Below are 25463 nucleotides of genomic sequence, written 5' to 3'. Positions count from 1 at the left end.
CTTCAAATCTCTAGACTTCGCTCACGCATCTTTGTCATGAGATTAAACAACATGCACCGTGAACGAATCCGTCTGCCCTCGCTGATGAGCAAGATAATGAGCGCGGCCGACGCCGCTTCCTTGATCAAGGACGGCATGACCGTCGGCATGAGCGGCTTCACCCGCGCAGGCGAAGCCAAAGCCGTACCCCAGGCGCTGGCTGAACGCGCCAAAACAGTTCCGTTGAAGATCAGCCTGATGACGGGCGCAAGCCTGGGCAACGATCTGGACAAGCAACTGACCGAAGCGGGCGTGCTGTCCCGCCGCATGCCTTTTCAGGTCGACAGTACCCTGCGCAAGGCCATCAACGACGGCACCGTGATGTTCATTGACCAGCATCTGTCGGACACCGTCGAGCAACTGCGCAATCGCCAGATCAAGGCCGTGGATATCGCCGTGATTGAATGCGTGGCGATCACCGAAGAAGGACACTTGGTGCTCAGCACGTCAGTCGGTAACTCGGCGAGCTTCGCCATTCTTGCCCAGCACGTGATCATCGAGATCAACCTCGCCCAGCCCCTTGAGCTCGAAGGGCTGCATGACATCTATATACCCACTTACCGGCCGACGCGGCTGCCGATCCCGGTGCTTAAGACCGATACCCGAATCGGCAGTCAGGCCGTGAAGATAGATCCGGCCAAGATCGTCGGCATCGTGATCAGCAATCAACCCGACTCGCCGTCGTCGGTATTGCCGGCAGACACCGACACTCAGGCTATCGCGGGCCATTTGGTTGAGTTCTTCGAGAACGAAGTGCGGCTGAACCGCCTGACCAATCAGCTGATGCCGCTGCAGGCCGGGGTAGGCACGATCGCCAATGCCGTCATGACAGGGCTGATCGATTCACCCTTTCACGGCATGACGATGTATTCGGAAGTACTGCAGGATTCGACGTTCGACCTGTTCGAGGCGGGCAAGCTGGATTTTGCCTCGGGCTGTTCCATGACGCTGTCCGAGCGCAAGCACTCTGCGGTATACGACAATCTGGAACAGTACAGATCCAGACTGTTACTGCGCCCCCAGGAAATTTCGAACCATCCAGAGGTCGTCCGCCGCCTGGGCATCATCGGGATCAACACCGCTCTGGAGTTCGACCTGTACGGAAACGTCAACTCTACCCATGTGGGTGGGACACGGATGATGAACGGTATAGGAGGGTCAGGCGACTTCGCACGGAATGCCCACCTTGCCATTTTCGTGACCAAGTCCATTGCCAAAGCTGGCGCCATCTCCAGCGTGGTGCCCATGGTCAGCCATGTGGACCATACCGAACACGACGTGGACATCCTGGTGACAGAGATAGGACTGGCCGATTTGCGAGGCCTGGCACCCCGGGAACGTGCGCGGGTCATCATCGACAACTGCGTGCATCCGGCTTACCGCGAGGCGCTGAATGATTATTTCCGCCACGCCTGCGCAATTGGCGGTCACACTCCGCATGTTCTGCGGGATGCACTCAGTTGGCACCTTAATCTAGAAGAAACGGGCCGCATGTTGGCGACCTGAAAACACAGTTTGTCAGTGGCGACGACCTTTCGTCGTCACAGTTCGCAGACTGAACGTAAATTCTGCAAAAACTGTACTGCTGTACGGGTGTTTTTGCCAAGGCAAAGCGGGAAGTGACTGGCAAGATCACCCAATAAGCACACTAATGGTGCAGACCCATACAGTTGCCCCACTTCTGAACAAAACAGTGGTGTTTAACAGTTAACTGGAGCAGCACAATACAAATGAACTGTGTCTAGAGAGAGGAGGGCAATGAGAGGAATATTGTCACCAATCAAGTCACTCTCTAATCCCGCCACAAGCGGAAGGAAGATGCATCATGGAACGCACCGTCAGTTCCGAACTGTTCTACGAAGACACCGCAAAAACCGCACAAGCTTCGTTGCCGCTGCGCATGTTCGCCAACCTGATGCTCTGGCAGCGTCGTCTGTCCAGCCGCCATCAACTGGCTCGTCTGGATGCACGTTTGCTGGCTGACGCCGGTATCAGCGAATCCCAGCGTTACGAAGAGCTGAGCAAGCCGTTCTGGCGCTAATGTAGCGTCTGCTGGTCCCAGGCAAAGCGCCTCTCGCCAGCAACCCGAATTGTTCAAACAAAACCCGTCAGCAGGTTAATGCTGGCGGGTTTTGTCGTTTCAGGCCAGCGTACAGCTTGGCAAACAAAACCAGTACAGTTGTGATTGTCTTCACGAAAAACCCATACAGACCAATGTTTCCAGGCGATTTCAGCAGTAATGGTCCGCACGCCAGCTGCTTGCGTAAGGCGAGGATGGTGAGCGGGCTCGCTTATAGGCTAATCTTGCGCCACCTGACCACGCACTCGCGAGACAGCTAAGGCTGAGCTTCCGATTTAAGCGTCAGTGGTTTTCGAATCCCGTTATTTTGGAGTGCCTGTATGTCTCGCGTTCGCCTGTTGAGTGCCGCTTTCCTGATCGTTGCTGCTACCGGGGCCCAGGCTTCCAGTTTCGTTGTTACAACCGACACCATTGTCCGTGCGCTGGATGCATCGTCCAATGCCACGTCGAAAATCTCGTCCTCCTTTCATGACGACAAGATCGTCCTGGCCGCCCGCGACGACGCAGCAAGCTTCGTTGCCAGCGAAGGCGAGATCCGTGGCGTGAAGCTCCAAGGCGCGTTGCAACACATCCGCGAGGTTGCGCCAAGCCTGCAAGCGTCGGACGCGCAACTCGCGCAGGCGATTCTTGCCATCTGATTCAGTATCGCGACAGGTTTTTCCCGCTTACGCCTGGGTCTTTGCACTAGCTCTGACCCGGGTGTTGCGCTAGCCTTGCGACTCGTTTCGCAGAACCTGAACAGCCCTGACTAGCCATGCATTCGTTGTCTCGCCTAGTGCTTGCCGTCATCGCCACCTTGAGTATTTCCACTCAGGTTCTGGCGTTCGACGTGACCACACAAAGCCTGGTCAAAACCGGATACGCCACCAGCCAGGTGACGACCGGGCCTTTCGATAGCAAGTTGATAATTGCCGCCCAGGATGATGCTGCAGTGTTTGTTGCCAGTGACGGCCAACTGCGAGGAGCACGACTGGAATCGGCGCTGGCATACCTGCGCCAATCCCGCCCGAAACTTCATGCAAGCGACCTTGAACTGGCGCAGGCAATCCTCGTCCAATAGTCACTTTTTTGTAACTTCCGTATTTTTGGAGACGTTCCATGCGTACCCCGTTGATCGCTGCCGCCCTCGGCCTGCTCTTGCTGACTGATATGGCACAGGCACAAACCCTGAAGGCCACCAGTAACATCGTCGTGCGCGCCCTCGGCCGCAGCATCGATTTCACCTCCGACACCACCTCATCCGTACGCAACTGGAAACTCGTACTCGAAGCGCGCGACGACGCTGCCAGCTATGTCGCGAGCAACGGGGATATCCATGGCGCACTGCTCGACGCAGCTTTCATGACGCTGCGCGACCGCCTGCCTGAGGCCCGCAACGCCAGCGACCAGGACCTCGCCGAGGCCATCCTCGCACTGTGAAGCGCCTCGCTGTCTGGCTGCTGACGTCGGCGCTGTCGCTGATTTGCACGGGCGCCTTCGCCGATCTCAGGCTGTCGTTGCATGCAGACGGGCTCAGCCCTGCGCAACAGAAGGCCAGCCAGACATTGCTCGACGAAGCGATGGCGCACCTGCCGCCACTTTTCGTCAGCAAGCTCGATAGAAAGGTCGAAGTGCATTGGACCGATGACATGCCGTCCAATGCCTACGGCCGTGCAGACGGCCCTTACCGGCTGGACCTGAATCAGCACTTGCTCGCCGGCCTGACCGATGGCAGCGCCGCGACAACCCGAACCAATCGTCCTCACGGCACCGTGCGCGAAGAAATGCTCGCCACGGTTCTGCATGAGCTGACTCATATTTATGATCACGCGCAGCTCTGGTCCTCTGAAGACCGCAAGCTGATCGTCGCATGTACCCGGCAGGGCAAGAGCGTGGGAAAGGTTGGCCTGCGTGACAGCTGCCGGGGGCAGACCGACCGACGCTTTACGTTAAGTGATGATCCCCGCCTTCTGGATCTGGCGGGATGGCCGCAGTACGTCGGCCGCCGCGGTGACAGGGAAGAGCGCAACGGCCAGGTCGCGCGCAGTCCGGACATCTACGAGATCAGCAGCCCGCTGGAATTCGTTGCGGTGAACATGGAGTACTTCCTCCTCGATCCCGCTTACGCCTGCCGCCGTCCAGCGCTGTACGACTATTACAAGGCCCGGTTCAACTGGGCGCCAGCGACGAAGGATCAGTGCCCGACGTCCTATCCTTATCTCAACGCAGGTAACGACTTTGCCCGGGAGCCGCTGGGCAAGCTCGACCCCGAGCGGGTTTACGAAGTCGATTACCTGCTGGCCGAGGCCAACCAGAATCTGGCGAGCCGGTGGGGCCATAGCATGCTTCGGCTGGTGATCTGCAAGCCCGGTCGCCCGCGTGGCCCCGACTGCCGGCTGGACCTGGATCAGCACCTGGTGCTGTCGTACCGCGCCTTTGTCAACGACCTGCAGCTGTCCAGCTGGAGTGGCTTGACCGGCAAGTATCCCTCGCGCCTGTTTGTCCTGCCGCTGGGTCAGGTCATCGATGAGTACACCAAGACCGAACTGCGCGGCCTGGCCTCTGTGCCGCTGAAACTGTCCCGAGAGGAGATCAACGGCCTGGTTCAACACGCTGCCGAGATGCACTGGGCATACGACGGGGATTACTGGTTCCTGTCCAATAACTGCGCGGTGGAAAACCTGAAACTACTGCGCAGCGGCACTGACGATCCGCGGCTTGTCGGGCTGGACAGCATCATGCCCAACGGGCTGCTGGAAGTCCTCAAGGGCAGGGGGCTGGCGGACACCAGCGTGCTGGACGATCCGAAGAAAGCGCTGCGCATGGGCTACCGCTTCGACTCGTACCGTGACCGTTATCAGGCGATGTTCGATGTGCTGCGCAAGACCACCAGCGTCAAGCAGACCACGGTTGAGGATTGGCTGGCACTGACGCCCCAAGAGCGACGCCCTTACTTCGCAAATGCTGATTTGCGCACCAGCGCTGCGATGTTGCTGCTGGAACAGGCCGGGCTCCGTCGTCAGTTATTGCTCGCGCAGGATGAGGTCAAGCAGCGCTACCTCAGTGCTGTGGAGCAGAAGGACAACGGCGTCTCCAGGGCGACCGGCACGCTGCAGGACATTCTCGCCAACAGCGGATTCCTGAGTCGACCCGCAGAATTGCTCGGCAGCGGCGGCTACGGTCTGCCGCAGGAAGGCGAGTGGAAGCGCTTGGAGGACGAGAGCAGCCAGCGGCAGAAACAGCTTCAGCGGCTCAGCGGCGATCTGGACAAGGAGGTGAGGGCGCTGCTCGATCCCGACCGCGCCGCCGAGATCGCTGCAACCGAAGACAACCTCAAGCAGGTCGGTGAACACCTGCGGGCGCTGCACAAGGCAGCAGGCGGGCTGGAGCTGCCCTGATCGCTGCGCCGCTGCGCGCCCCTAAATGACTCAGGCAGTTTCCCCAGACTCACCTGGCAGATGCTCGTCGAGGTGCAGCCAGGGCAGGCGGCTATCGATCCAGATGTGTCGATCGGCAGGCGTCAGCTCCGGATGATCAAGGGTGGCGACGGTCACATCCATGGTCTCCGGGCTATTGCGGCTGAACAGCGCGACCTGCGCTCCACAGTTATTGCAGAAATACCTTACGCACGTCGCACCCGAATCATAAGTGGTGGGGCTGCCCGCCAGCCATTTGAAAGCATCGACCGGCACGCTGGTCCACGTCACGACGATCCCCCTGACGTGCGGCGACAAATCGAACAATGGCAGTGGGCGACGTCATCCACGGGGCCATCGAGTTGGTAACGCAGATTGCCGCAATGGCATCCGCCGGTCTGCAATTCACTCATGAGCACTCTCCAGGTTATGTAGGGGTCTGACCGCATCCTGGGGTCGATAACTCAAACTCCCGCTCGTCAAATTGCGACATGCAACGAAAGCTGGCTGAAAGCTTCCCCGTTTAGCATCACCTCACCGCCGGCGACAGACCGGTCGGCCAGGACGAACGCGCTTGACGTTCTCCGGCCCATCTACAACAACAATTAGGTGATTTCCGATGCTTGCATGTGCCCTGCAGTACCCCCTTCGTAATCCCCGACTCCACGCGCCGCTCGTTTTGAGCTGATCGATTCGTCTCGTCCGTTCCCACGCCGCGTAACGCTGGAGTAATTGCTATGTTGACCTTCCTCGGCTTCGCCATGGTCGTCGCCTTCATGTACCTGATCATGAGCAAGCGCCTGTCCGCGCTGATTGCCTTGATCATTGTCCCTATCGTTTTTGCCTTGTTCGGTGGCTTCGCCTCGGAAATCGGCCCAATGATGCTTGCGGGCATCACCAAGCTAGCGCCAACAGGCGTAATGCTGATGTTCGCCATCCTTTATTTCGCACTGATGATCGACTCCGGGCTGTTCGACCCGGCCGTGCGCAAGATCCTCAAGCTGGTGAAAGGCGACCCGGTCAAAGTGTCGGTCGGTACGGCTGTGCTGGCGCTGGTTGTCTCGCTGGACGGTGATGGCGCCACGACGTACATGATCTGCGTGGCCGCCATGTTGCCGCTGTACAGCCGCCTGGGCATGAGCCCGCGCATCATGGCCGGCTTGATCATTCTGGCCGGCGGCGTGATGAACATGACGCCATGGGGCGGCCCGACCGCGCGTGCGGCGAGCGCCCTGCATGTCGATCCATCCGACATCTTCGTGCCAATGATTCCGGCGATGCTGGCAGGCGTTGTGGCGATTCTGCTGATCGCCTACTTCTACGGCAAACGCGAGCGTGCGCGCTTGGGCGAACTGCACCTGCCCGGTGACGAGGGCGATCACAGCGACATCAGCGTTTCCCAGTTTCCTGAAGCCCGCCGCCCCAAGCTGATCTGGTTCAACGCCGCACTGACGCTGGTGCTGATGGTGGCGCTGATCATGGGCCTGCTGCCGCTGCCGGTGCTGTTCATGATTGCATTCAGCATCGCGATGATCGTCAACTACCCGTGCCTGCAAGCACAGAAAGACCGTGTAGCGGCCCACGCCGGCAGCGTGCTGGCAGTGGTCGGACTGATTTTTGCTGCGGGGATCTTTACCGGTATCCTGTCCGGCACCGGAATGGTCGACGCGATGTCGAAGAGCCTGCTGGCCGTGATTCCTGAAGCGATGGGCCCTTATCTGGCCGTGATCACTGCAGTTGTCAGCATGCCGTTCACTTTCTTCATGTCTAACGACGCGTTCTACTATGGTGTGCTGCCAGTGCTGGCCGAAGCCGCTTCGCATTACGGCATCAGCCCGGTGGAGATGGCACGTGCCTCGATCGTCGGCCAGCCCGTCCACCTGTTGAGTCCGTTGGTGCCGTCGACGTATCTGCTGGTGGCACTGGCGGGCATCGAGTTCGGTGATCACCAGCGCTTTACCCTCAAATGGGCCGTGCTGGTGTGTGTGTGCATTCTGATCGCTGCGCTGCTGATGGGAATTTTCCCGCTTTACAGCAGCCTATAACGCAACTCAACGCTCCCTCTGGCGTAACTGTGCCGGAGGGAAGACAAACGCTCAAAGGAATACGTAATGGAATGGCTGACCAACCCTGAGATCTGGGTTGCTTTCTTCACGCTGACCGCCCTGGAAATCGTGCTGGGTATCGACAACATCATCATGATCTCGATCCTGGTCAGCCGCATGCCTAAGGCGATGCAGCCACGCACCCGTATCTTCGGCCTGGCGCTGGCGATGGTGACGCGGATTCTGCTGCTGCTGTCGATCACCTGGGTCATGCGCCTCACCGACGACCTGTTCGTGGTCCTCGGCCAGGGCATTTCCGGACGTGACCTGATCCTGTTCTTCGGTGGTCTGTTTCTGTTGTGGAAGAGCTCGCAAGAGATCTACCACGGCATGGAAGGCGAGGAAGAATCGCTGGACGAGCCGAAAGGCAAGGGCGGCATGTTTCTGTACACCATCCTTCAGATTGCAATCATCGACATCGTATTCTCGCTGGACTCGGTCATTACTGCCGTGGGTATGGTTTCCCACGTACCGGTGATGGTCGCGGCGATCATCGTGGCGGTGCTGATCATGATGCTGTGCGCGGGCGTCATCAGCGACTTCATCGAGAAGCACCCTTCGCTGAAAATGCTGGCGTTGTCGTTCCTGATCGTCGTCGGCACCGTGCTGATTGCCGAGTCGTTCGATGTGCATGTGCCGAAGGGCTACGTCTACTTCGCCATGGCGTTCTCGCTGGCGGTCGAAGCGATCAACATCAAAATGCGCACGTCGATGGCGAAGAAGCGCAAGATGCAGGACCCTGTGAAACTTCACAAGGACGTACCGGGGCAGTAACGTCCGCTGCGCGGATGTGGTGAAAACGGGGCCCTTTGAGTGCCCCGTTTTTTATCGGTGCGAATCAACGGGCGACCTTCAAATACCTGATTTATGACAGATTTGTTTCAAGAAATAATCCGCTGTGCCATGCTGGCATTAAGGCCACAGGCCGACTAAAGCTTTAGTTGAGCGCGCTGTTCGATGCACCTCAAGCGCTTACGCTCGCTACACGCTGGACCTTTAACTTTGCCCGATGGGCAACCTACAGGGGGCTCTCCGTATGCTGACCCTGCTCGATTTGCTTTCCGCCGTCGCGCTGTTGATCTGGGGCACACACATCGTTCGGACCGGCATTCTGCGTGTCTACGGCTCGCAGCTGCGCCGTGTCATTGGCCAGAACATGTCCAAACGCCCGCTGGCATTCGTTGCGGGGATCCTCGTCACCGCTGTGGTGCAAAGCAGTAACGCCACGGCGATGCTGGTGACGTCCTTCGTTGGCCAGGGCTTGATGGGCCTGACGCCCGCGCTGGCCATCATGCTCGGTGCCGACGTCGGTACTGCGGTGATGTCGCGAATCCTGACATTCGATCTGTCGTGGCTGTCGCCACTGCTGATCTTTCTGGGCGTGATCTTCTTTCTGTCGCGCAAACAAACCCGTGTGGGCCAGTTGGGTCGTGTCGGCATTGGCCTGGGCCTGATCATTCTCGCCTTGCAGCTAATCGTCACCGCCGCCGCGCCGATTACCCAGGCTGCTGGTGTGAAGGTGCTGTTTGCGTCACTGACGGGCGATCTTCTGCTCGACGCACTGGTCGGCGCCATGTTCGCGCTGATCTCCTACTCAAGCCTTGCGGCGGTGCTGCTGACGGCGACCCTCGCAGGCGCGGAAATCATAAGCCTGCCGGTGGCGATCGGTCTGGTGATCGGCGCCAACATCGGCAGCGGTCTGTTGGCATTCCTCAGCACCAGCATGCAGAATGTGGCCGGGCGCCAGGTGGCCCTGGGCAGCCTGCTGTACAAACTGATCGGGCTGTTGCTGATCACCCCGGTCCTGACCCCGCTGGTGGCGTGGATGGACACGCTGAATGTCAGTCCGTCGAGCCTGGTCATCAGCTTTCATGTCATCTACAACTCCCTGCGCTGCCTGATCATGCTGCCGACGGTGGGGCCGATGGGACGTCTGTGCGCGTCGATTCTGCCTCAGCAGGCCGAGATCAACGGCCAGACCAAGCCTCGCCATCTGGACCTGACCGCACTGGCCACGCCGAGCCTGGCGCTGGCCAATGCCGTGCGCGAAACCCTGCGCATGGGTGATCTGATCGACAGCATGCTCAATGCCATGCAAGAGGTGCTGCGGGGCAACCAGACGGCGGTCACTCAGGAAGTGCGTCGGCTCAACGATGATGTCGAGGTGCTCTACAACGCCATCAAGTTATACCTGGCGCAGATGCCCCGCGACGACCTCAGCGATCAGGACAATCGCCGCTGGGCCGAGATCATCGAACTGGCGATCAATCTGGAACTGGCCAGCGGGCTGATCGAGCGCATGCTACGCAAGGTTCAGCAGCAGAAAACCTCGCAGCGGCGGTCGTTTTCCGACGTTGGCTTGGAAGAACTGTCCGGGCTGCACGAGCAACTGATGGCGAATCTGCGTCTAGGCCTGTCGGTCTTCCTCAGCGGTGACCCGGAAAGCGCGCGCCAGCTGTTGCGCGAGAAACGTCGTTTTCGCGCACAGGAGCGGCGCCTGGCCCATGCCCATGTCAGCAGACTGCAACGCAAGATTGTGCAGAGTATCGAGACCAGCTCCCTGCACCTTGAGCTGATTTCCGACATGAAACGCTTGAACTCGCTGTTCTGCAGCAGCGCCTACGTGGTCCTTGAAACCAATGACACAGGCGCCTTGTCCAGCGAGGGCAACCCGGAATAATCGTGGTGAACGCAGGCGCCGCTGCGAAGTCTGTTACACATACCGGCCCGCAAGGAAGCCCGTTTTTATGCGTTGCCTGCTGTTCGTTTGTCTGGTTCTGACATCCCTTTCTTCCATGGCCCTCGACCGGTTGCAGGTTGAGGGCTACGTGCTGCCCAACGGTTTGCAGTTGTTGCTCAAGCCTGCGGACAAAGGTCATGTCGCTATTCGCCTGGTCGTGGGTATTGGCTTCGATGACTTCAAATGCGAAGACAAAGAGCTGCCGCACCTGCTGGAGCACCTGCTATTCAGCGGGATCGACAACAGCGGGGAGGGCGGACTTGAGCAACAGATGCAGGCGCTGGGTGGAGAGTGGAACGCGTTCACCAGCAACACCGATACCACTTTCGTCATCGAGGCGCCGGCGCAGAATCAGCGCAAGGTGCTCGATCTGCTCCTCAATCTGCTGACTCACACGCAAATCAATCAGGCCAATCTGGACACTGCCAAGCGCATCGTCGCCCGTGAAGACGGTGGCCACTACTCGCATTTGCAACGCTGGCTGGACAAGCGTGATCTGGGCCACGGTGCCAGCAGTCAGCTTGCCGTTGAGCTTGGCCTCAAATGTCCGGAGCGGGCAGAGGTCGATCACCTCACGCTGGAGCAAGTCGAGAATATCTACAACAACTGGTACGCCTCCAACAACATGACGCTGATCATCGTGGGCGAACTCGACAAGTTGCTGCCGGCCTATCTGGAACGCACCTTTGGCCAACTTAATGCGGTGGATCCTACGGAACATCCGCCGCTTCGCTCGATGACCGAAAAAGCCGACCCCGAGCGCACGCTGATCCGCGGCGCGTTGGGCGATGGCGCGAAGCTGCATTTGCTGTTCCCTGAGCCGGACATGGGCGAGCAGCACGATGAAACCTGGGATTTGGTGAAGGCGTATCTGGACTGGGCGCTGTACAGCGAACTGCGTTTGGACAAGGGGTATTCCTACGGGCCATGGGCCGATCGCGAAGCGTTCGGGGACACCGGCTTTCTCAGTCTGAATGCCGATCTCAACCGTGAAGACGTCGATTCGGCCACGGCCGCCGTGCGCGCGATGCTCCAGCGGCTGCGCAAGGAAGGTATGGACCCGGCCACCTTTGCACGGCTGCAGCAGGCCTCCATCGCCAAGCAAGCCTGGGCCGTTCAAGGCAATAGCGCGCTGGCCGACTATTACTGGGGTGCGTTGAATGACTACGACGATGGCCGCTTCCAAGACCCGGCCAAGCGGACCCGGGGCGTGAGCCTGGATCTGGCCAATCAGGCGATGCGTCAACTGCTGGCGCAACCCGGGTATCTTCGGGTTGAGGAGCCACTGCTCAGTTACGACGAGCTCTATGGGGTCGGATGCTTGCTGACAGGGCTGGTGGCGTTGCTGATTGTCTGGCGATGGCGGGTTTACAAGAAGCGTCCGTTGTAACGCCTATAGTCAGCGTATTGGATTCAGCGGGCCCGTCAGACGCAGACGATCTCCAACTTCATAGACCTAGCTTCATAAACGAAGAGTGACGCCCACCGATGCCGGACATTAACGCAATCATTCAGCACTCGCTGGTCCAGCGTGTGCTGGAGTTCATCAAGCGCTACCCCGGGCTGATTGCGTTTTTGGGTTTTGCTCAGGCATCGGCAGTTTCATTCTGGTGGATCGCCAGGCCAAGCTGGCGACCTGGATTGCGGTCATTCTGCTGGTGAGCTGGATCTGGCTGATGGTGGAAAACAGCGCGGTCGCGCTGTTCGCGAAGATGTTCAAGCGCGAAATCCCGCAGCCGCTGCTGCGCTACGGCACTCAGATGATCCATCAGGAAAGCCTGTTTTTCGTACTGCCGTTCTTCTTCGTCACTACCACGTGGTACAGCGGCCAGCTGGCTTTCACCGGGCTGCTCGGGGCGGCAGGCCTGATTTCCATCATCGACCCGCTGTACTACAAATGGCTGGCGCCGCGCCGCTGGCTTTTCATGGCCCTGCATACCCTGACGCTGTTCGCCGCACTGCTCACGGCGCTGCCGATCATCGTTCACCTGACCACGGCCGAGAGCTACAAGCTGGCACTGGGCATTGCGATGCTGCTGTCGTTCCCGAGCCTGGCATCGGGCTACCCGATCAACAACTGGAAACGCGGCCTCGGCGTGGTGGCCATGACACTGGCCATCGGAGGGGTGGGCTGGATGGCGCGATTCTGGGTGCCGCCGGCGACGCTCTGGCTGACCGAGGCGGCAATAAGTACGCGCTTCGATAACCAGAATCGCACCCCCGGCGAGAGCATTCAGGAGATCGGCGTCAACCAGCTGCGCAGCGCCGGGCTCTACGCCTACACCTCGATCAACGCCCCGCGCGGCCTGAATGAACGGATTTATCATGTGTGGCGCCATAACGGCGAGGAAATAGAGCGCATTGCTCTAGACATCAAGGGCGGTCGTGAGGAAGGCTACCGGGCTTGGACGCACAAACAGAATTTTCCGCCGGACGTGTTGGGTAAATGGCAGGTGAGGGTGCTCACTGAGGACGGGCAGATGATTGGTGTGCTGCGCTTTGACGTCACCGAGCGCGATCAGCCGCCCGTCACTCGCAACAAGATCAAGCCGGCAGGCCTGAAGCCAGGCACCGACGCTGCGGATCCGGATGATTCGGAGGCGAAAAAACCTGCGGACAGTGCGCCAGCCGAGAGCCCATCTGCCCCGGCCAAAACCAACTAAGCTCGTCGCTATGACCCCATTGACCACGCAGGCTTCCTCCGCGCCCAAGGTTCCAGGACGCGTCTTACTGGACACTTCGATCAATCCCGTGCAACTGCGGATTGCCGGAGACTGGACGCTTGCCCATTACCGCGAACTCAAGCGCCAGACCGATGCGCTGAGCGCCGGATTCGGTCCAGCCACCCTCGTGGACATGGACGAACTCGGCGCCCTCGATACCGCCGGTGCGTCGCTGCTCGTGGAACTGCTCGGCGTACAGCGCCTGCGCCTACTGGCCGTGCAAGCGCCCAACCTGCCGGAATCCAGCCGCGCGCTGATGCAGACCATCCAGAGCGCACTGGCGGACTATTGCCAGCCAGTCCGAGAGCCCGAGGCGGCCGTGGGCATGCAGCTGCTGTCGCGAATTGGCTCGGCAGTGGAGGTGATCTGGAAGGACACGCTGCAGCTGCTCGGCTTTATCGGTCTCATCCTGCAGACCTTCGCCTCCACCCTGTTTCGCCCCAAACGCTGGCGCACCACGTCCGTCATCGCCCACATCGAGCAAATCGGCCTGGACGCCGCGCCCATTGTGGCGCTGCTGACGTTCATGGTTGGCGCCGTAGTGGCCTTTCTCGGCGCCACGGTGCTGAAGGCCTTTGGCGCGACGATTTTTACCGTTGACCTGATCGGCTTCTCGTTCCTGCGGGAGTTCGCCGTGCTGCTGACTGCCATCTTATTGGCCGGTCGTACGGCCAGCGCCTTCACTGCGCAGATCGGCTCGATGAAAGCCAACGAAGAGCTGGATGCGCTGCAAACCCTGGGGCTAAGTCCTACAGAACTGCTGGTATTGCCTCGCGTGATCGCGTTGCTTATCTCGCTGCCCATGCTGACCTTTCTCGCGATGATCTGCGGCATCGTCGGTGGCGGCGTGGTCTGCGCTCTGTCGCTGGGCATCTCGCCGGCGATGTTTCTGTCGTTGATGCAGGCCGACATCGGCGTGCAGCACTTTCTCGTCGGCATCGCCAAGGCGCCGATCTTTGCGTTCTTTATTGCCGCGATCGGTTGCCTGGAGGGCTTCAAGGTCGAGGGCAGCGCTGAGTCCGTTGGGGCACACACGACGTCGAGCGTGGTGCAGTCCATTTTCGTGGTCATCGTGTTGGATGCACTGGTGGCAATGTTCTGCATGGAGATTGGCTGGTGACCCGACGCTGCGTACAACCCGTCGAGACGGTGATCGAGGTTCGGGGCCTGAGCAATCGGTTTGGCTCGCAAGTGGTGCATGAGAACCTCGATCTGGACCTGTATCGCGGGGAAATCCTCGGCGTAGTGGGCGGCTCCGGCGCCGGTAAATCTGTGTTGCTGCGCAGCATTGTCGGGCTGCAAAGACCTGCCGCAGGAAGCGTCCGCGTCTTGGGTCAGGATTTGCTGAATCTGTCCGACAAAGCGCGCTCCCAGGTTGAACGACGTTTCGGGGTGCTGTTTCAGAAGGGCGCGCTGTTCTCCTCGCTGACCATCACGGAGAACGTCGCGCTACCGCTGATCGAACACGCCGGCCTGAGCCGCGAGGAAGCGGAGCATCTGGCCGGGATCAAAATGGCGCTGGCCGGACTGCCGCTGTCGGCGGCGCACAAATACCCAGCGTCGCTCTCTGGCGGCATGATCAAGCGCGCGGCGTTGGCACGAGCGCTGGCGCTGGATCCGGACATCCTGTTTCTGGACGAACCCACTGCCGGGCTCGATCCGATAGGCGCCGGCGCCTTTGATCAGTTGATTCTGACCCTGCGCGACGCCTTGGGGCTGAGCGTGTTCATGGTCACCCATGACCTCGACACGCTTTATACAATCACCGACCGCGTCGCCGTGCTGGCGCAGAAGCGCGTGCTGGTTGCGGACACCATCGACAGGGTGTCGGCGACCAAGGACGCCTGGATTCACGAATACTTTCATGGCCCGCGCGGCCGCTCGGCCTATTCGGCGGCCACCCACCCACACGAGGTCTCATGATGGAAACCCGCGCCCATCACGTTCTGATCGGCCTGTTCACGGTGATCGTGGTCGCTGCCGCGCTGCTGTTCGGTCTGTGGCTCGCAAAGTCCAGCGTCGACTCGGCGTTCAAGGACTATCAGGTTGTCTTCAACGAGGCGGTGACGGGGCTGTCTCGCGGCAGTCCAGTGCAGTACAGCGGGATCAAGGTGGGTGACGTCGTGCAGTTGCGCCTCGATCCACAGGACCCGCGCCGGGTGCTGGCGCAGATCCGCGTTGCCGGCGAAACCCCGATCAAGCGCGACACCTTCGCCAAACTGGCACTGGCCGGCATTACCGGTACATCGCTCATTCAGCTCAGCGGCGGCACACCGCAAAGCGAGGAACTGAAGGGCGAGGGCGGCAACCTGCCAGTGATCATCGCCTCGCCGTCGCCCATTTCGCGGCTGCTGAATGACAGCGATGATTTGCTCAGCGGCAGCACCGCACTGCTGCACAACGCCAACGCGATGTTTTCTTCCGAGAACGTGGAGACGCTGTCACGCACCCTGCAGCATCTGGAGCAAACCACCGGGGCCATCTCCGATCAGCGCGACGACATTCGTCAGGCCTTGAAGCAGATGACGCTGCTGAGCAAGCAGGCCGGCGCGACCCTGGAGCAGACCTCTACGCTGATGCGCAACGCCAACCAGTTGCTGACCAGCGACGGCAGGCAAACCATCGCCAGTGCGCAGCAGGCGATGAAATCCCTTGAACAGAGCAGCCAGACCATCAATACGCTGCTCAAGAACAACCAGAATTCGGTGAACGATGGCCTGCAAGGGCTGGGCGAACTGGGCCCGGCGATTCGCGAGCTGCGTGAAACCCTCAGTTCATTGAAAACCATCTCGCGCAGCCTGAACGCCAACCCGAGCGGCTATTTGCTGGGCAGCGACAAGAATAAGGAGTTCGAGCCATGAGGCTTGTCGGTCAGTCCATCACTCGACTGTTATTGGCGGCAACCCTGGTGTCGCTCGGCGCGTGTTCGATCCTACCCGAGCAGGCGCCGTCTGACGTATACCGCTTGCCGACGGCATCGCCCGCCAGCAAAGGGGCGGCGCCGGTGGCGTGGTCGTTGCGGGTGGTGCGGCCCAAATCCAGCGAGACCCTGGACACTCCGCGCATCGCCGTCATCCCCCAAGGCAATGTCATCAGCAGCTACAAGGGCGCGCGCTGGAGTGATCCGGCGCCGGTTCTGCTGCGCAACCGACTGACCGATGCTTTCTACCGTGACGGGCGAGTGCAGTCGATCAGCACCGACGACAGTAATCTGCAGGCTGATTTTGAATTGGGCGGGGAGCTGCAGGCGTTTCAGAGCGAGTATCGCGGGGCCGCCATTGAAGTGGTGATTCGCCTGGATGCACGGCTCGCTGACGATCGCCAGCGGATTGTCGCGAGCCGGCGCTTTGAAGTGCATCAGCCGGTGGCCGACAAGCAGGTGTCGGCGGTGGTCTCGGCATTCGGTCAGGCCAGCGATACGCTGGCCGCCCAAGTGTTGCAATGGAGCGTTGAGCAGGGCGAGAGGCGTTACACCGCCGCGCCGAAGAACCAGTAACAGACAGAGATCGCGGCGACCACCCCCGCAAATTCCGCCAGCAGCGCGCAGCCCACGGCGTGTCGTGCGCGCTGGATGCCCACGGCGCCGAAGTACACCGCCAGGACGTAGAACGTGGTTTCGGTGCTGCCTTGAATCGTCGCCGCGACGAGGGCCGGGAAGCTGTCGACGCCCTGTGTTTTCATGGTCTCGATCAGCATCGCCCGTGCTGCGCTGCCGGAGAACGGCTTGACCAGCGCCGTCGGCAGCGCATCGACGAAGCGGGTGTCCAGGCCGACCCACTGAATCACGTGACGAATTCCCTCAAGAATCAGATCCAGCGCGCCCGATGCGCGCAGCACGCCAACGGCGCAGAGCATCGCGACCAGATACGGCAGCAGGTTTTTGGCAACGTCGAAGCCCTCTTTCGCCCCCTCGACGAAGGTTTCGTACACCTTGACCTTACGCAGCGCGCCAACCACCAGGAACAGCATGATGATGCCGAACAGCGTCACGTTGCCCAGCACCGACGAGAGACTCGACAGCGCAGCAGCGGACAGCCCGGCCAATACGGCCATGAAGCCGCCCAGCAGCAACGCACCGGGAATCAGATAAGCGAGCACAACCGGGTCCCACAACTTGAGGCGCTGCATAAAGGCGACCGACAGCAGACCGACCAGTGTCGAGGCGCTGGTGGCGAGCAGGATCGGCAGGAACACCATGGTGGGATCGGCGGCACCTTGCTGGGCGCGGTACATGAAGATGGTCACTGGCAGCAGCGTCAGCGAAGAGGCATTGAGCACCAGAAAGAGGATCTGCGCGTTACTGGCGATGGTCTTGCTGGGATTGAGCTCTTGCAGCGAGCGCATGGCCTTGAGACCGATGGGCGTGGCGGCGTTGTCCAGACCCAGCGCGTTGGCGGCGAAGTTAAGGGTGATCAGGCCCAACGCCGGATGGCCACGCGGCACTTCGGGCATGAGGCGATGAAACAGCGGCGCCAGGACTTTTCCCAGCCAGTCGACGATTCCGGCCTTTTCGGCAATGTTGAGAAAGCCCAGCCACAGGGTCAGGGTGCCGAACAACAGCACCATGACTTCCACCGACAGCTTGGCCATGGCGAAGATGCTCTCGACCATGGCGGCAAAAACGCCGGCATTACCCCCGACCAGCCACTGCGCCAGCGCAGATATCGCCGCGACCACGAAAAACCCAAGCCATAGGCCGTTCAGCATACAAATCCCCTCGCAAGATGCGGCGATGATAACGGCGGGGGCAGAAACAACAAACCCCGGCCAGGGCCAGGGTTTGATGATTCACGCTCTATAGTGATTACTCGACCGTCGATTGACCCGCCGGCAGAGGGTCCTTGCCACGCCAGTGCGGCAGGGAGTTCCAGTAGCGCTCGCCCTTGGCGTCGTCGTACATGCCTTCCCAGCGCGAGATCACCAATACCGCAAGCGCGTTGCCGATCACGTTCAGCGCGGTGCGGGCCATGTCCATGATGCGGTCGACGCCAGCAATGAACGCCAGGCCTTCCAGCGGAATGCCCACGCTGCCCAGGGTTGCAAGCAGCACGACAAACGATACGCCCGGCACACCGGCGATGCCCTTGGACGTCACCATCAGGGTCAGCACCAGCATCAACTGCTGGCCGATCGACAGATCAATGCCGTACAGCTGAGCGATGAACAGCGCCGCGATGCTTTGGTACAGCGTCGAGCCGTCGAGGTTGAACGAGTAGCCGGTCGGCACCACGAAGCTGCTGATGGCTTTCGGCGCCCCGTACGCTTCCATCTTCTCGATCACGCGTGGCAGCACGGTTTCGGAACTGGCGGTGGAGTAGGCCAGCACCAGTTCGTCTTTGAAGATGCGCATCAGCTTGAGCACCGAGAAGCCAAACAGGCGCGCAATAAGTCCCAGCACCACGAAGGCAAAGAAGGCGATGGCGACGTACACCAGAATCACCAGCTTGGCCAACGGCAGCAGCGAGGCGAAGCCAAAGTTGGCAACAGTCACGGCGATCAGGGCGAATACGCCAATCGGCGCGTAATTCATGATCATGTGGGTGACCTTGAACATGGTCTCCGACACACCCTGGAAGACCTTCACCAGCGGATCACGCACTTCGGCATTCAGGCTCGACAGACCCAACCCGAAGAACACCGAGAAGAAGATGATCGGCAGCATGTCGCCACGGGCAACGGCCGCGAAGATGTTCGACGGGATGAGGTTGAGGATCGTCGCTACGAAGGCATGGTCATGCTGCACTTCGGAGGTCGTCTTTTCGTACTGCGAGATGTCCACCGTGCCCAGCGTGCTCATGTCGATGCCGGTGCCGGGATGGAAGACATTGGCCAGCAACAGGCCCACTACGATGGCAATCGTGGTGACGACTTCAAAATAGAGGATGGTCTTCAAACCGATGCGGCCCAGCTTCTTGGCGTCGCCGACGCCTGCGATGCCGACGACCAGGGACGAGATCACAATCGGGATAACGATCATTTTGATCAGGCGGATGAAGATGTCGCCCGCTGGCTGCAGGATGTTGCTGATCCACCAGGCTTTCTCGGCGCTGAAATGGTTCAGGACGGCGCCAATGGCGATACCCAGGACCAGGCCGATGAGGATCTGCCAGGCGAGGCTCAGTTTTGCCTTCTTCATGTCATTACCTTGTTGTCATTGCCGGGACATCCCCCAACCACACGTTCATCATTGCGCTTGGTAGCAAGCGTGATACCGCGGTCGCCGTCAGGACTGTCTCGTAAGTGGCCGCAGGCGAGCATCCGAGCTCTGAGCAGGCGAAAAAGGCGCAACTATTCCCACGGTGACTTGCATCGTCTAATGCCGTAAACGACTACCCTATGCCGAATCGGCATGATGCAAATCAATCACTTACAGTAAAGCGCGCCAAAACACGGCGAATTCGCTCGACACAGGAATGCTGAGAAGTGGCTAAAACGTCGCCTGTAGCGGATTTACGCAAGACGCGATGGCAGAGTGACAGATCGGTCATGGATGGCCGACAAGCCATTTGCACGAGGAATTTTTGGCGATATACGGTCGTAGGAAACGTAGAAGGGGGTATGTAGGACTTATGAGATACAGAGACGTTGAAGAAAATAGCGATCATTTGCGCCTCGCAAGTCCACTGCCGGATAAAGGTTGAAGCTCTATCGGACGATGGACTTGCAATGCGGCTTGCCTGACCCGGCCCACATGTGGGAGTACTCCCTGTACTCCTAGGACGCTTCAATCACTCCCTTGATCGCAACGCCCCGGCCCCTTGGTCATACGCGCACCGTCTTCGGGCTGCGCGCCTATCAGGAAGGTCTGTCAGGGACAGGTCTCCCATCATTCAAATCAGTACCAGTTAGGATCTTTCTTGAGCTGTTCTTTCAGAAGGCCTTGCATGCCTTCGTCCGGCTTGCCCAAAAACCGGTAATCCGCATGGCGCGTCGGGGATTTGTCTGCGGGAAGTCCCGCTGGCACTTCGACCAACATGGCGTACGCATGGGACCTGTCCAGATTGAACGCCACGATGAGTCGCTTGTTGCGGCAAGTATCCTGGGTTTCGCAGAGCGGCCCTACCAGATACTTGTCACCGTCCTCAGTCACGGCATTCATCTGCTCCGCGGCGCCGGAAAGATTGATCACCCAATCGGGCAATCGCTCTTCCTTCTTGACCACGCTCGACCACGTTTCGCGGTACTCGGCATTCGAACTTAATAGCTCGTTTGCCCGAGACTGACCGTCGTTGGCCGCCATAGCTGTAACGCTGACGCTCCCCAGGAGCGCCAGTGTCAGTGCATGGAGATGCTTCAAGCCCATATTCAGCCTCGGCCGCGACGGCCAAAGAAGAACGACACCACGAACATGACCAGGAAGACCACGAACAGGATCTTGGCAATGCCGGTAGCAGTACCTGCGATACCACCAAAACCAAGGACGGCTGCAACGATAGCGATGATCAGAAATGTGATTGCCCAGCTCAACATGGTGAATCTCCTTACTGTTTATTGATTTTTTGCTACGTCGAGGGGTCGGGATGACCCTCGGGGTAGATCGCGTCTTCGACCCGGAGGATCAGAAAACCCAGCTTTGCTGACGTGGCGCTTCATCAGGAGTAGCGGCCGCATCATCAACTTGCATGCTCAAGGCGACGTCCGAGGCTTTCAGCGCACTTGCCTTGGCAAAAGGTGCGGTGTGAGCGTGGGAGTAGTGAACCTGAGTCACTTCCTGATTCTGATTCCAGTGATTGAACTGCTGCACAACAATGAGCGTAATCATCAGCGCCAGACTGGCAAACAAGACCTGCTGCAAATGCAGAGGAGAGATACGCAGTTTGTTGGCGAGATGTTGAGCGTTCATTCAGCTGACTCCTGGCAATCTTGTCGGCCGTCTGTTCAGGCCTTTGTTATCAGGAATATTGCACGCTGTGTGCCAGCTTTTTGCGAACGTTTTTATCCTTATAAATCAATAGCTTAGATAGATAATTCAGAAGTGTCGTACACGCAAGCTGCACGATTGAACATTTGTCATCGTGCGGAATGCACGAATGGGCGGACATCACGTTAGCGGCCGAATTCATTTCAGGTGCAAATACCGATCTGAAAACCCTGTCCGACCGCCATGTAACGCTCTAGCCCGCGCTGCGCGCTGTAACGCGCAGGGTGTCGGCATCGACGCCTTTAACCCCGCGAATGTTGCGCGCGATCTCGACCGCCAGTTCCTTCTCGGCGTAGTTAGCCACCACACCGTCCAGCGTGACTACACCGTTCTTGGTGTCGACCTTGATGTTCAAGCCATCGAGGGTGCGGCTATATATAAGGCTGGATTTCACCTTACTGGTAATCCATGCATCGCTGAATTCCTCGCGAACGGCATTGGCCTGAAGTTCGCTCTGCTCTTTGATGGCCTGTGTATCGCGCGCACTGACGCTGATGAGGTTGTTCACCTCCGTCACGCCGTCCGTATTGGTGGCCAGGCTTCCGGCCAGCTGCTTGGCATCTGCGTCTTTCGCCTGCCCTTTGAGGGTGACGACACCCTGAGCGGCGCTGACATCGATGTTCAATGCCTCGGTCACGCTGTTCCACAGCAGCTTGGATTTAATGGTTGCGGTCAGCGTCGCATCATCGAAACGCTGGGCCATAGTGGCTTTAGTGCCCGGATCGGCAGCGACCTGCGGGTCAATCTCAAGCTGGTTGTCGACCTTGTTGATCCCCTGTATGTCGCCCGCTATCTGCGACGCCAGATCCTTGTCGACCTGGTTCTCGACCTTGCCCTTGAGGATGGCAGTGCCTTGTTCCACGTCCACGCTGATCTTGAAAGGACTCAAATGCCGATTCAAGGCAAAGGCGGTCCAGATCGACCCCTCCTGGCGCGCTTCGGCCAGTTGGGTCGGCAGATCGGCGGCGGCCTGGGCGATGACGGGGGTCAGTCCAAGCAGGCTGGCGGTGGTAATGGCCAGGGCGATCTTCTTCAACGGGGGCATGGGAATCTCCAGACAATTGCAAAAGGTACCTCTGGACAGACTGGTCTTTGGCCCAGATGTTCGGCGCGGCCTGATTTTGCGCGCGCGAGGATTCGAGCCGACGGATAGGGCAAGCAAGCTGCCATGGATCAGTACTCGACGGCTTTTTCAGAAGATCGCTACCATGCAGCGCAAAGAATCAATCAGAATGAACCATGCAACTTGCCCGATGTTTCCGGGACTAACACAGACTATTCATTGAGGAGCGTAGGAAAAATGGAAGCAGCCGCTGAGAATCAGGGCCGTATTCTGCTCGTGGATGATGAATCCGCCATCCTTCGCACCTTCCGCTACTGCCTGGAAGATGAAGGCTACAGCGTAGCCACCGCCAACAGCGCAGCGCAGGCAGAGGCGCTGTTGCAGCGTCAGGTATTCGACGTGTGTTTCCTGGATTTGCGTCTGGGTGAGGACAACGGGCTGGATGTTCTGGCGCAAATGCGCGTGCAGGCGCCGTGGATGCGAGTGGTAATTGTGACTGCGCACTCGGCGGTCGACACCGCGGTGGACGCGATTCAGGCCGGCGCTGCCGACTACCTGGTCAAGCCCTGTAGCCCGGATCAACTGCGCCTCGCCACCGCCAAGCAGCTCGAAGTCCGCCAATTGTCGGCACGACTCGAAGCCCTCGAAGGCGAAGTACGCAAACCAAAAGACGGCCTGGATTCCCACAGCCCGTCGATGATGGCGATCCTGGAAACAGCCCGCCAAGTTGCCAACACCGACGCGAACATCCTTATCCTCGGCGAATCCGGTACGGGTAAAGGTGAATTGGCGCGAGCGATTCACGGCTGGAGCAAGCGCGCCAAGAAGGCCTGCGTGACCATCAACTGCCCGTCGCTCACTGCCGAGCTGATGGAAAGCGAATTGTTCGGCCATAGCCGTGGCGCCTTCACCGGCGCCAGCGAAAGCACGCTGGGGCGAGTGAACCAAGCGGACGGCGGTACATTGTTCCTCGATGAAATCGGCGACTTCCCGCTCACGCTGCAGCCAAAACTGCTGCGCTTCATTCAGGACAAGGAATACGAACGCGTCGGTGACCCGGTCACCCGTCGCGCCGACGTGCGCATTCTGGCGGCGACCAACCTGAACCTCGAAGACATGGTCCGCGAAGGACGCTTCCGCGAGGACCTGTTATATCGCCTGAACGTCATCACCCTGAACCTGCCGCCTCTACGAGAAAGGAGCGAAGACATCCTGACGCTCGCGGACCGCTTTCTGGCCCGATTCGTCAAGGAGTACAGTCGCCCGGCGCGTGGCTTCAGCGAACAGGCGCGCAGTGCGCTGCTCAACTACCGCTGGCCCGGCAACATCCGTGAACTGCGTAACGTCATCGAGCGAGCGAGCATTATCTGCCCGCAGGAAAAAGTCGAAATCACGCATCTGGGTATGGCCGAACAACCGGTCAACAATGCCCCACGTGTGGGCGCAGCGCTAAGCCTTGACGAGCTGGAGAAAGCCCACATCGGCGCGGTACTGGCGACCAGCGATACGCTGGATCAGGCCGCACGCACGCTGGGCATCGACGCCTCCACGCTGTACCGAAAACGCAAGCAGTACAACCTGTGACAGGGCGCCGATGATGTTTGCGATGAAGTTGCGCACCCGACTCTTCCTGAGTATTTCCGCCCTTATCACCGTTGCCCTGCTGGGCTTGGTGCTGGGGCTCGTCAGCGTCATGCAGATGGCAAAATCTCAGGAGTCGTCGATTCGGCATAACTTCATCACCCTCGATATTGGCCTGAAGCTGCGTCAAAACCTGGGCGACCAACTGGTGATGATGCTCAAGGACAGCCCCGATCAGGTGGCGATCAAAGGCAATCAGGAAGCGTTTCAGAATCTGCTCGATCAGGGCATTGATCATGACCAGCAGACCGGCGTTCCGAGCGGGTTCGAAACGGCTCGGGTGAACTACGCCCGCTTCGTCAAAACCATCGAGCAATCCAGCGAACATGGTGAGGCGATCCGCGACGATGAGGCCGTGACAGATGCGTTCAACACGTTGCGCAATGGCCTGCTCGACGCTCATCGGCAAGCGCTTGAGAACATCAGTCAGGCGGAGAGCGCCTCAAGGTCGCGAGCGCTCTGGGTTTCAGCACTGCTGGGGCTGGTGGGGCTGGCGGTGCTGGTTATCGGCTTCGTCACCGCCCACGGCATCGCCCGGCGTTTCGGCGGTCCCATCGAACAGCTGGCCAAGGCGGCGGACCGGATTGCCCAGGGGGATTTCGACGTAACGTTGCCCACGTCCTCATCGGACGAAATGAATTTGCTCACCCACCGTTTTGGGATGATGGCCGATGCGTTGCGCCAGCATCAGAAAACCAACGTCGATGAACTGCTCGCTGGCCAGCAGCGGTTGCAAGCAGTGCTGGACAGTATCGACGACGGTCTCTTGATGATTGATCGCCAAGGGCGGCTTGAACACCTGAACCCGGTCGCGCAACGGCAGTTGGGTTGGGAAGAAAGTCGCTTGGGCCAAGGGCTTGGCGAAGCATTGGAGCGCCCCGAGCTGGACGAGCAGCTGTATCTGGTATTGCGCGGCGGTACGCTGGAACGGGCACCTGATGACCTCTCCATCGAGATCGACGGCGAAGTCCGCCTGCTCACCTACAGCCTCACTCCGGTCAGCCACACCAAAGGTCACATTGTCGGCGCGGTGATGGTGCTGCATGACGTTACCGAGCAGCGGGCATTCGAACGCGTGCGCAGCGAGTTCGTGCTGCGCGCCTCCCACGAGTTGCGCACGCCCGTCACCGGCATGCACATGGCCTTCGGTCTGCTCCAGGAACGCGTGCATTTCCCGCCGGACTCGCGTGAAAAGGACCTGCTCGACACCGTCAACGAAGAAATGCAGCGCCTGATGCAGTTGATCAACGACTTGCTCAACTTCTCGCGGTATCAGAACGGACTGCAGAAGCTGACGCTGGAGCCCTGTGACATCAACGAGTTGCTCGAAGCGGCGCGTCAGCGCTTTGCCGATACCGCCCACGATCAGGACGTTATGGTGCTGCTGGAAACCCAAGAGCCACTGCCACGGGTGCAGGCCGACAAGGCTCAGCTCGACCGCGTGCTCGACAACCTGCTTGATAACGCCCTGCGCCATACCCCGAAATCCGGCCTGATCCGCTTGCAGGCGCGGCGTCATGGCGAGCGGCTGATCATCAGCGTGGAAGACAACGGCGAAGGCATTGCCTACGGCCAGCAAGCCCGGATCTTCGAGCCATTCGTGCAGGTCGGCCGCAAGAAAGGCGGTGCAGGCCTGGGGCTGGCCCTGTGCAAGGAGATCGTTCAATTGCACGGCGGGCGAATGGGCGTCTACTCCCGACCGGGGCAGGGCACGCAGTTCTATATGGCCCTGCCGCTCTAGAACAGCACTGGTGCG

At 59.6% G+C, this 25463-nt stretch carries 22 protein-coding genes and 2 pseudogenes; 17 read left to right on the top strand and 7 right to left on the bottom strand.

Features of this window, described 5'->3' with window-relative positions:
• Positions 1–51: 51 nt before the first annotated feature.
• The 6 genes from JN403_RS05075 to JN403_RS05050 all read left to right on the top strand — a co-directional run bounded on the left by JN403_RS05075 (position 52) and on the right by JN403_RS05050 (position 5496).
• A complete protein-coding gene (locus JN403_RS05075) occupies positions 52–1545 on the top strand; it encodes an acetyl-CoA hydrolase/transferase family protein (protein ID WP_205485798.1) in 1494 nt (497 codons plus the stop codon).
• Between the two features lie 319 nt (positions 1546–1864).
• Entirely contained in the window at positions 1865–2080 is a 216-nt protein-coding gene (locus tag JN403_RS05070; protein ID WP_093466716.1) for a DUF1127 domain-containing protein, read from the top strand.
• A 359-nt stretch (positions 2081–2439) separates the two neighbouring features.
• Positions 2440–2757 (top strand): DUF2388 domain-containing protein, encoded by a 318-nt coding sequence (locus JN403_RS05065; RefSeq protein ID WP_122623695.1) that lies wholly within the window; start codon positions 2440–2442, stop codon positions 2755–2757.
• 116 nt (positions 2758–2873) lie between these two features.
• Entirely contained in the window at positions 2874–3179 is a 306-nt protein-coding gene (locus JN403_RS05060; protein ID WP_172610118.1) for a DUF2388 domain-containing protein, read from the top strand.
• Positions 3180–3217: 38 nt separating this feature from the next.
• A complete protein-coding gene (locus JN403_RS05055; RefSeq protein ID WP_065987895.1) occupies positions 3218–3538 on the top strand; it encodes a DUF2388 domain-containing protein in 321 nt (106 codons plus the stop codon).
• A complete protein-coding gene (locus JN403_RS05050; RefSeq protein ID WP_205485795.1) occupies positions 3535–5496 on the top strand; it encodes a DUF4105 domain-containing protein in 1962 nt (653 codons plus the stop codon). Before JN403_RS05055 ends, JN403_RS05050 begins: the two co-directional genes overlap by 4 nt.
• A gap of 30 nt (positions 5497–5526) precedes the next feature.
• Here JN403_RS05050 and JN403_RS05045 read toward each other — a convergent pair.
• Positions 5527–5927 (bottom strand): annotated as a pseudogene (locus JN403_RS05045) (GFA family protein).
• Between the two features lie 324 nt (positions 5928–6251).
• Here JN403_RS05045 and JN403_RS05040 point away from each other — a divergent pair.
• The 9 genes and pseudogenes from JN403_RS05040 to JN403_RS05000 all read left to right on the top strand — a co-directional run bounded on the left by JN403_RS05040 (position 6252) and on the right by JN403_RS05000 (position 16578).
• Positions 6252–7559: a CitMHS family transporter gene (locus tag JN403_RS05040; RefSeq protein WP_122534336.1), complete on the top strand. Its 1308-nt coding sequence runs from the start codon at positions 6252–6254 to the stop codon at positions 7557–7559.
• A gap of 66 nt (positions 7560–7625) precedes the next feature.
• A complete protein-coding gene (locus JN403_RS05035; RefSeq protein WP_122534335.1) occupies positions 7626–8393 on the top strand; it encodes a TerC family protein in 768 nt (255 codons plus the stop codon).
• A gap of 262 nt (positions 8394–8655) precedes the next feature.
• Positions 8656–10299 carry a Na/Pi cotransporter family protein gene (locus JN403_RS05030; protein ID WP_205485793.1) on the top strand — a complete coding sequence of 548 codons (1644 nt, stop codon included), beginning with the start codon at positions 8656–8658 and terminating at the stop codon, positions 10297–10299.
• A 67-nt stretch (positions 10300–10366) separates the two neighbouring features.
• Positions 10367–11749 (top strand): insulinase family protein, encoded by a 1383-nt coding sequence (locus JN403_RS05025; RefSeq protein ID WP_205485792.1) that lies wholly within the window; start codon positions 10367–10369, stop codon positions 11747–11749.
• Between the two features lie 98 nt (positions 11750–11847).
• Positions 11848–13022 (top strand): annotated as a pseudogene (locus tag JN403_RS05020) (DUF5924 family protein).
• A 10-nt stretch (positions 13023–13032) separates the two neighbouring features.
• A complete protein-coding gene (locus tag JN403_RS05015) occupies positions 13033–14202 on the top strand; it encodes an ABC transporter permease (RefSeq protein WP_192174458.1) in 1170 nt (389 codons plus the stop codon).
• Positions 14199–15005 carry an ATP-binding cassette domain-containing protein gene (locus JN403_RS05010; protein ID WP_205485789.1) on the top strand — a complete coding sequence of 269 codons (807 nt, stop codon included), beginning with the start codon at positions 14199–14201 and terminating at the stop codon, positions 15003–15005. Before JN403_RS05015 ends, JN403_RS05010 begins: the two co-directional genes overlap by 4 nt.
• On the top strand, positions 15005–15943 hold the full coding sequence (locus tag JN403_RS05005; RefSeq protein ID WP_205487230.1) for an MlaD family protein: 939 nt from the start codon (positions 15005–15007) through the stop codon (positions 15941–15943). The genes JN403_RS05010 and JN403_RS05005 overlap by 1 nt, the downstream gene beginning before the upstream one ends.
• Positions 15940–16578: an ABC-type transport auxiliary lipoprotein family protein gene (locus tag JN403_RS05000; protein WP_205485781.1), complete on the top strand. Its 639-nt coding sequence runs from the start codon at positions 15940–15942 to the stop codon at positions 16576–16578. Before JN403_RS05005 ends, JN403_RS05000 begins: the two co-directional genes overlap by 4 nt.
• Here JN403_RS05000 and JN403_RS04995 read toward each other — a convergent pair.
• From JN403_RS04995 to JN403_RS04970, 6 genes are all read right to left on the bottom strand, one after another.
• The gene (locus JN403_RS04995; RefSeq protein WP_205485779.1) at positions 16551–17789 is read right to left on the bottom strand and encodes a spore maturation protein; all 1239 of its coding nucleotides are present in this window, start codon (positions 17787–17789) and stop codon (positions 16551–16553) included. The two genes, JN403_RS05000 and JN403_RS04995, sit on opposite strands and share 28 nt — an antisense overlap.
• Before the next feature lie 97 nt (positions 17790–17886).
• Positions 17887–19218: a glutamate/aspartate:proton symporter GltP gene (gltP, locus tag JN403_RS04990; RefSeq protein WP_122534326.1), complete on the bottom strand. Its 1332-nt coding sequence runs from the start codon at positions 19216–19218 to the stop codon at positions 17887–17889.
• Positions 19219–19917: 699 nt separating this feature from the next.
• The gene (locus JN403_RS04985) at positions 19918–20322 is read right to left on the bottom strand and encodes an inhibitor of vertebrate lysozyme family protein (RefSeq protein ID WP_240356816.1); all 405 of its coding nucleotides are present in this window, start codon (positions 20320–20322) and stop codon (positions 19918–19920) included.
• A gap of 65 nt (positions 20323–20387) precedes the next feature.
• Positions 20388–20552 carry a DUF1328 domain-containing protein gene (locus tag JN403_RS04980; protein WP_002555679.1) on the bottom strand — a complete coding sequence of 55 codons (165 nt, stop codon included), beginning with the start codon at positions 20550–20552 and terminating at the stop codon, positions 20388–20390.
• Between the two features lie 88 nt (positions 20553–20640).
• Positions 20641–20925: a hypothetical protein gene (locus JN403_RS04975; RefSeq protein WP_122623681.1), complete on the bottom strand. Its 285-nt coding sequence runs from the start codon at positions 20923–20925 to the stop codon at positions 20641–20643.
• A gap of 271 nt (positions 20926–21196) precedes the next feature.
• Positions 21197–22048, bottom strand: coding sequence for a BON domain-containing protein (locus JN403_RS04970; RefSeq protein WP_205485775.1), 852 nt, complete (start codon positions 22046–22048; stop codon positions 21197–21199).
• Between the two features lie 255 nt (positions 22049–22303).
• Between JN403_RS04970 and algB the strand changes: the two genes are divergently transcribed.
• Positions 22304–23650 carry a sigma-54-dependent response regulator transcription factor AlgB gene (gene algB / locus JN403_RS04965; RefSeq protein ID WP_037017110.1) on the top strand — a complete coding sequence of 449 codons (1347 nt, stop codon included), beginning with the start codon at positions 22304–22306 and terminating at the stop codon, positions 23648–23650.
• 10 nt (positions 23651–23660) lie between these two features.
• Positions 23661–25448 carry a KinB sensor domain-containing domain gene (locus tag JN403_RS04960; protein ID WP_205485772.1) on the top strand — a complete coding sequence of 596 codons (1788 nt, stop codon included), beginning with the start codon at positions 23661–23663 and terminating at the stop codon, positions 25446–25448.
• Positions 25449–25463 lie beyond the last annotated feature (15 nt).

Origin of the sequence: Pseudomonas sp. 15A4, from assembly GCF_016925575.1 — a bacterium.
Classification (GTDB): Bacteria; Pseudomonadota; Gammaproteobacteria; order Pseudomonadales; family Pseudomonadaceae; genus Aquipseudomonas.
This window is presented reverse-complemented; position numbering and strand designations above follow the sequence as displayed.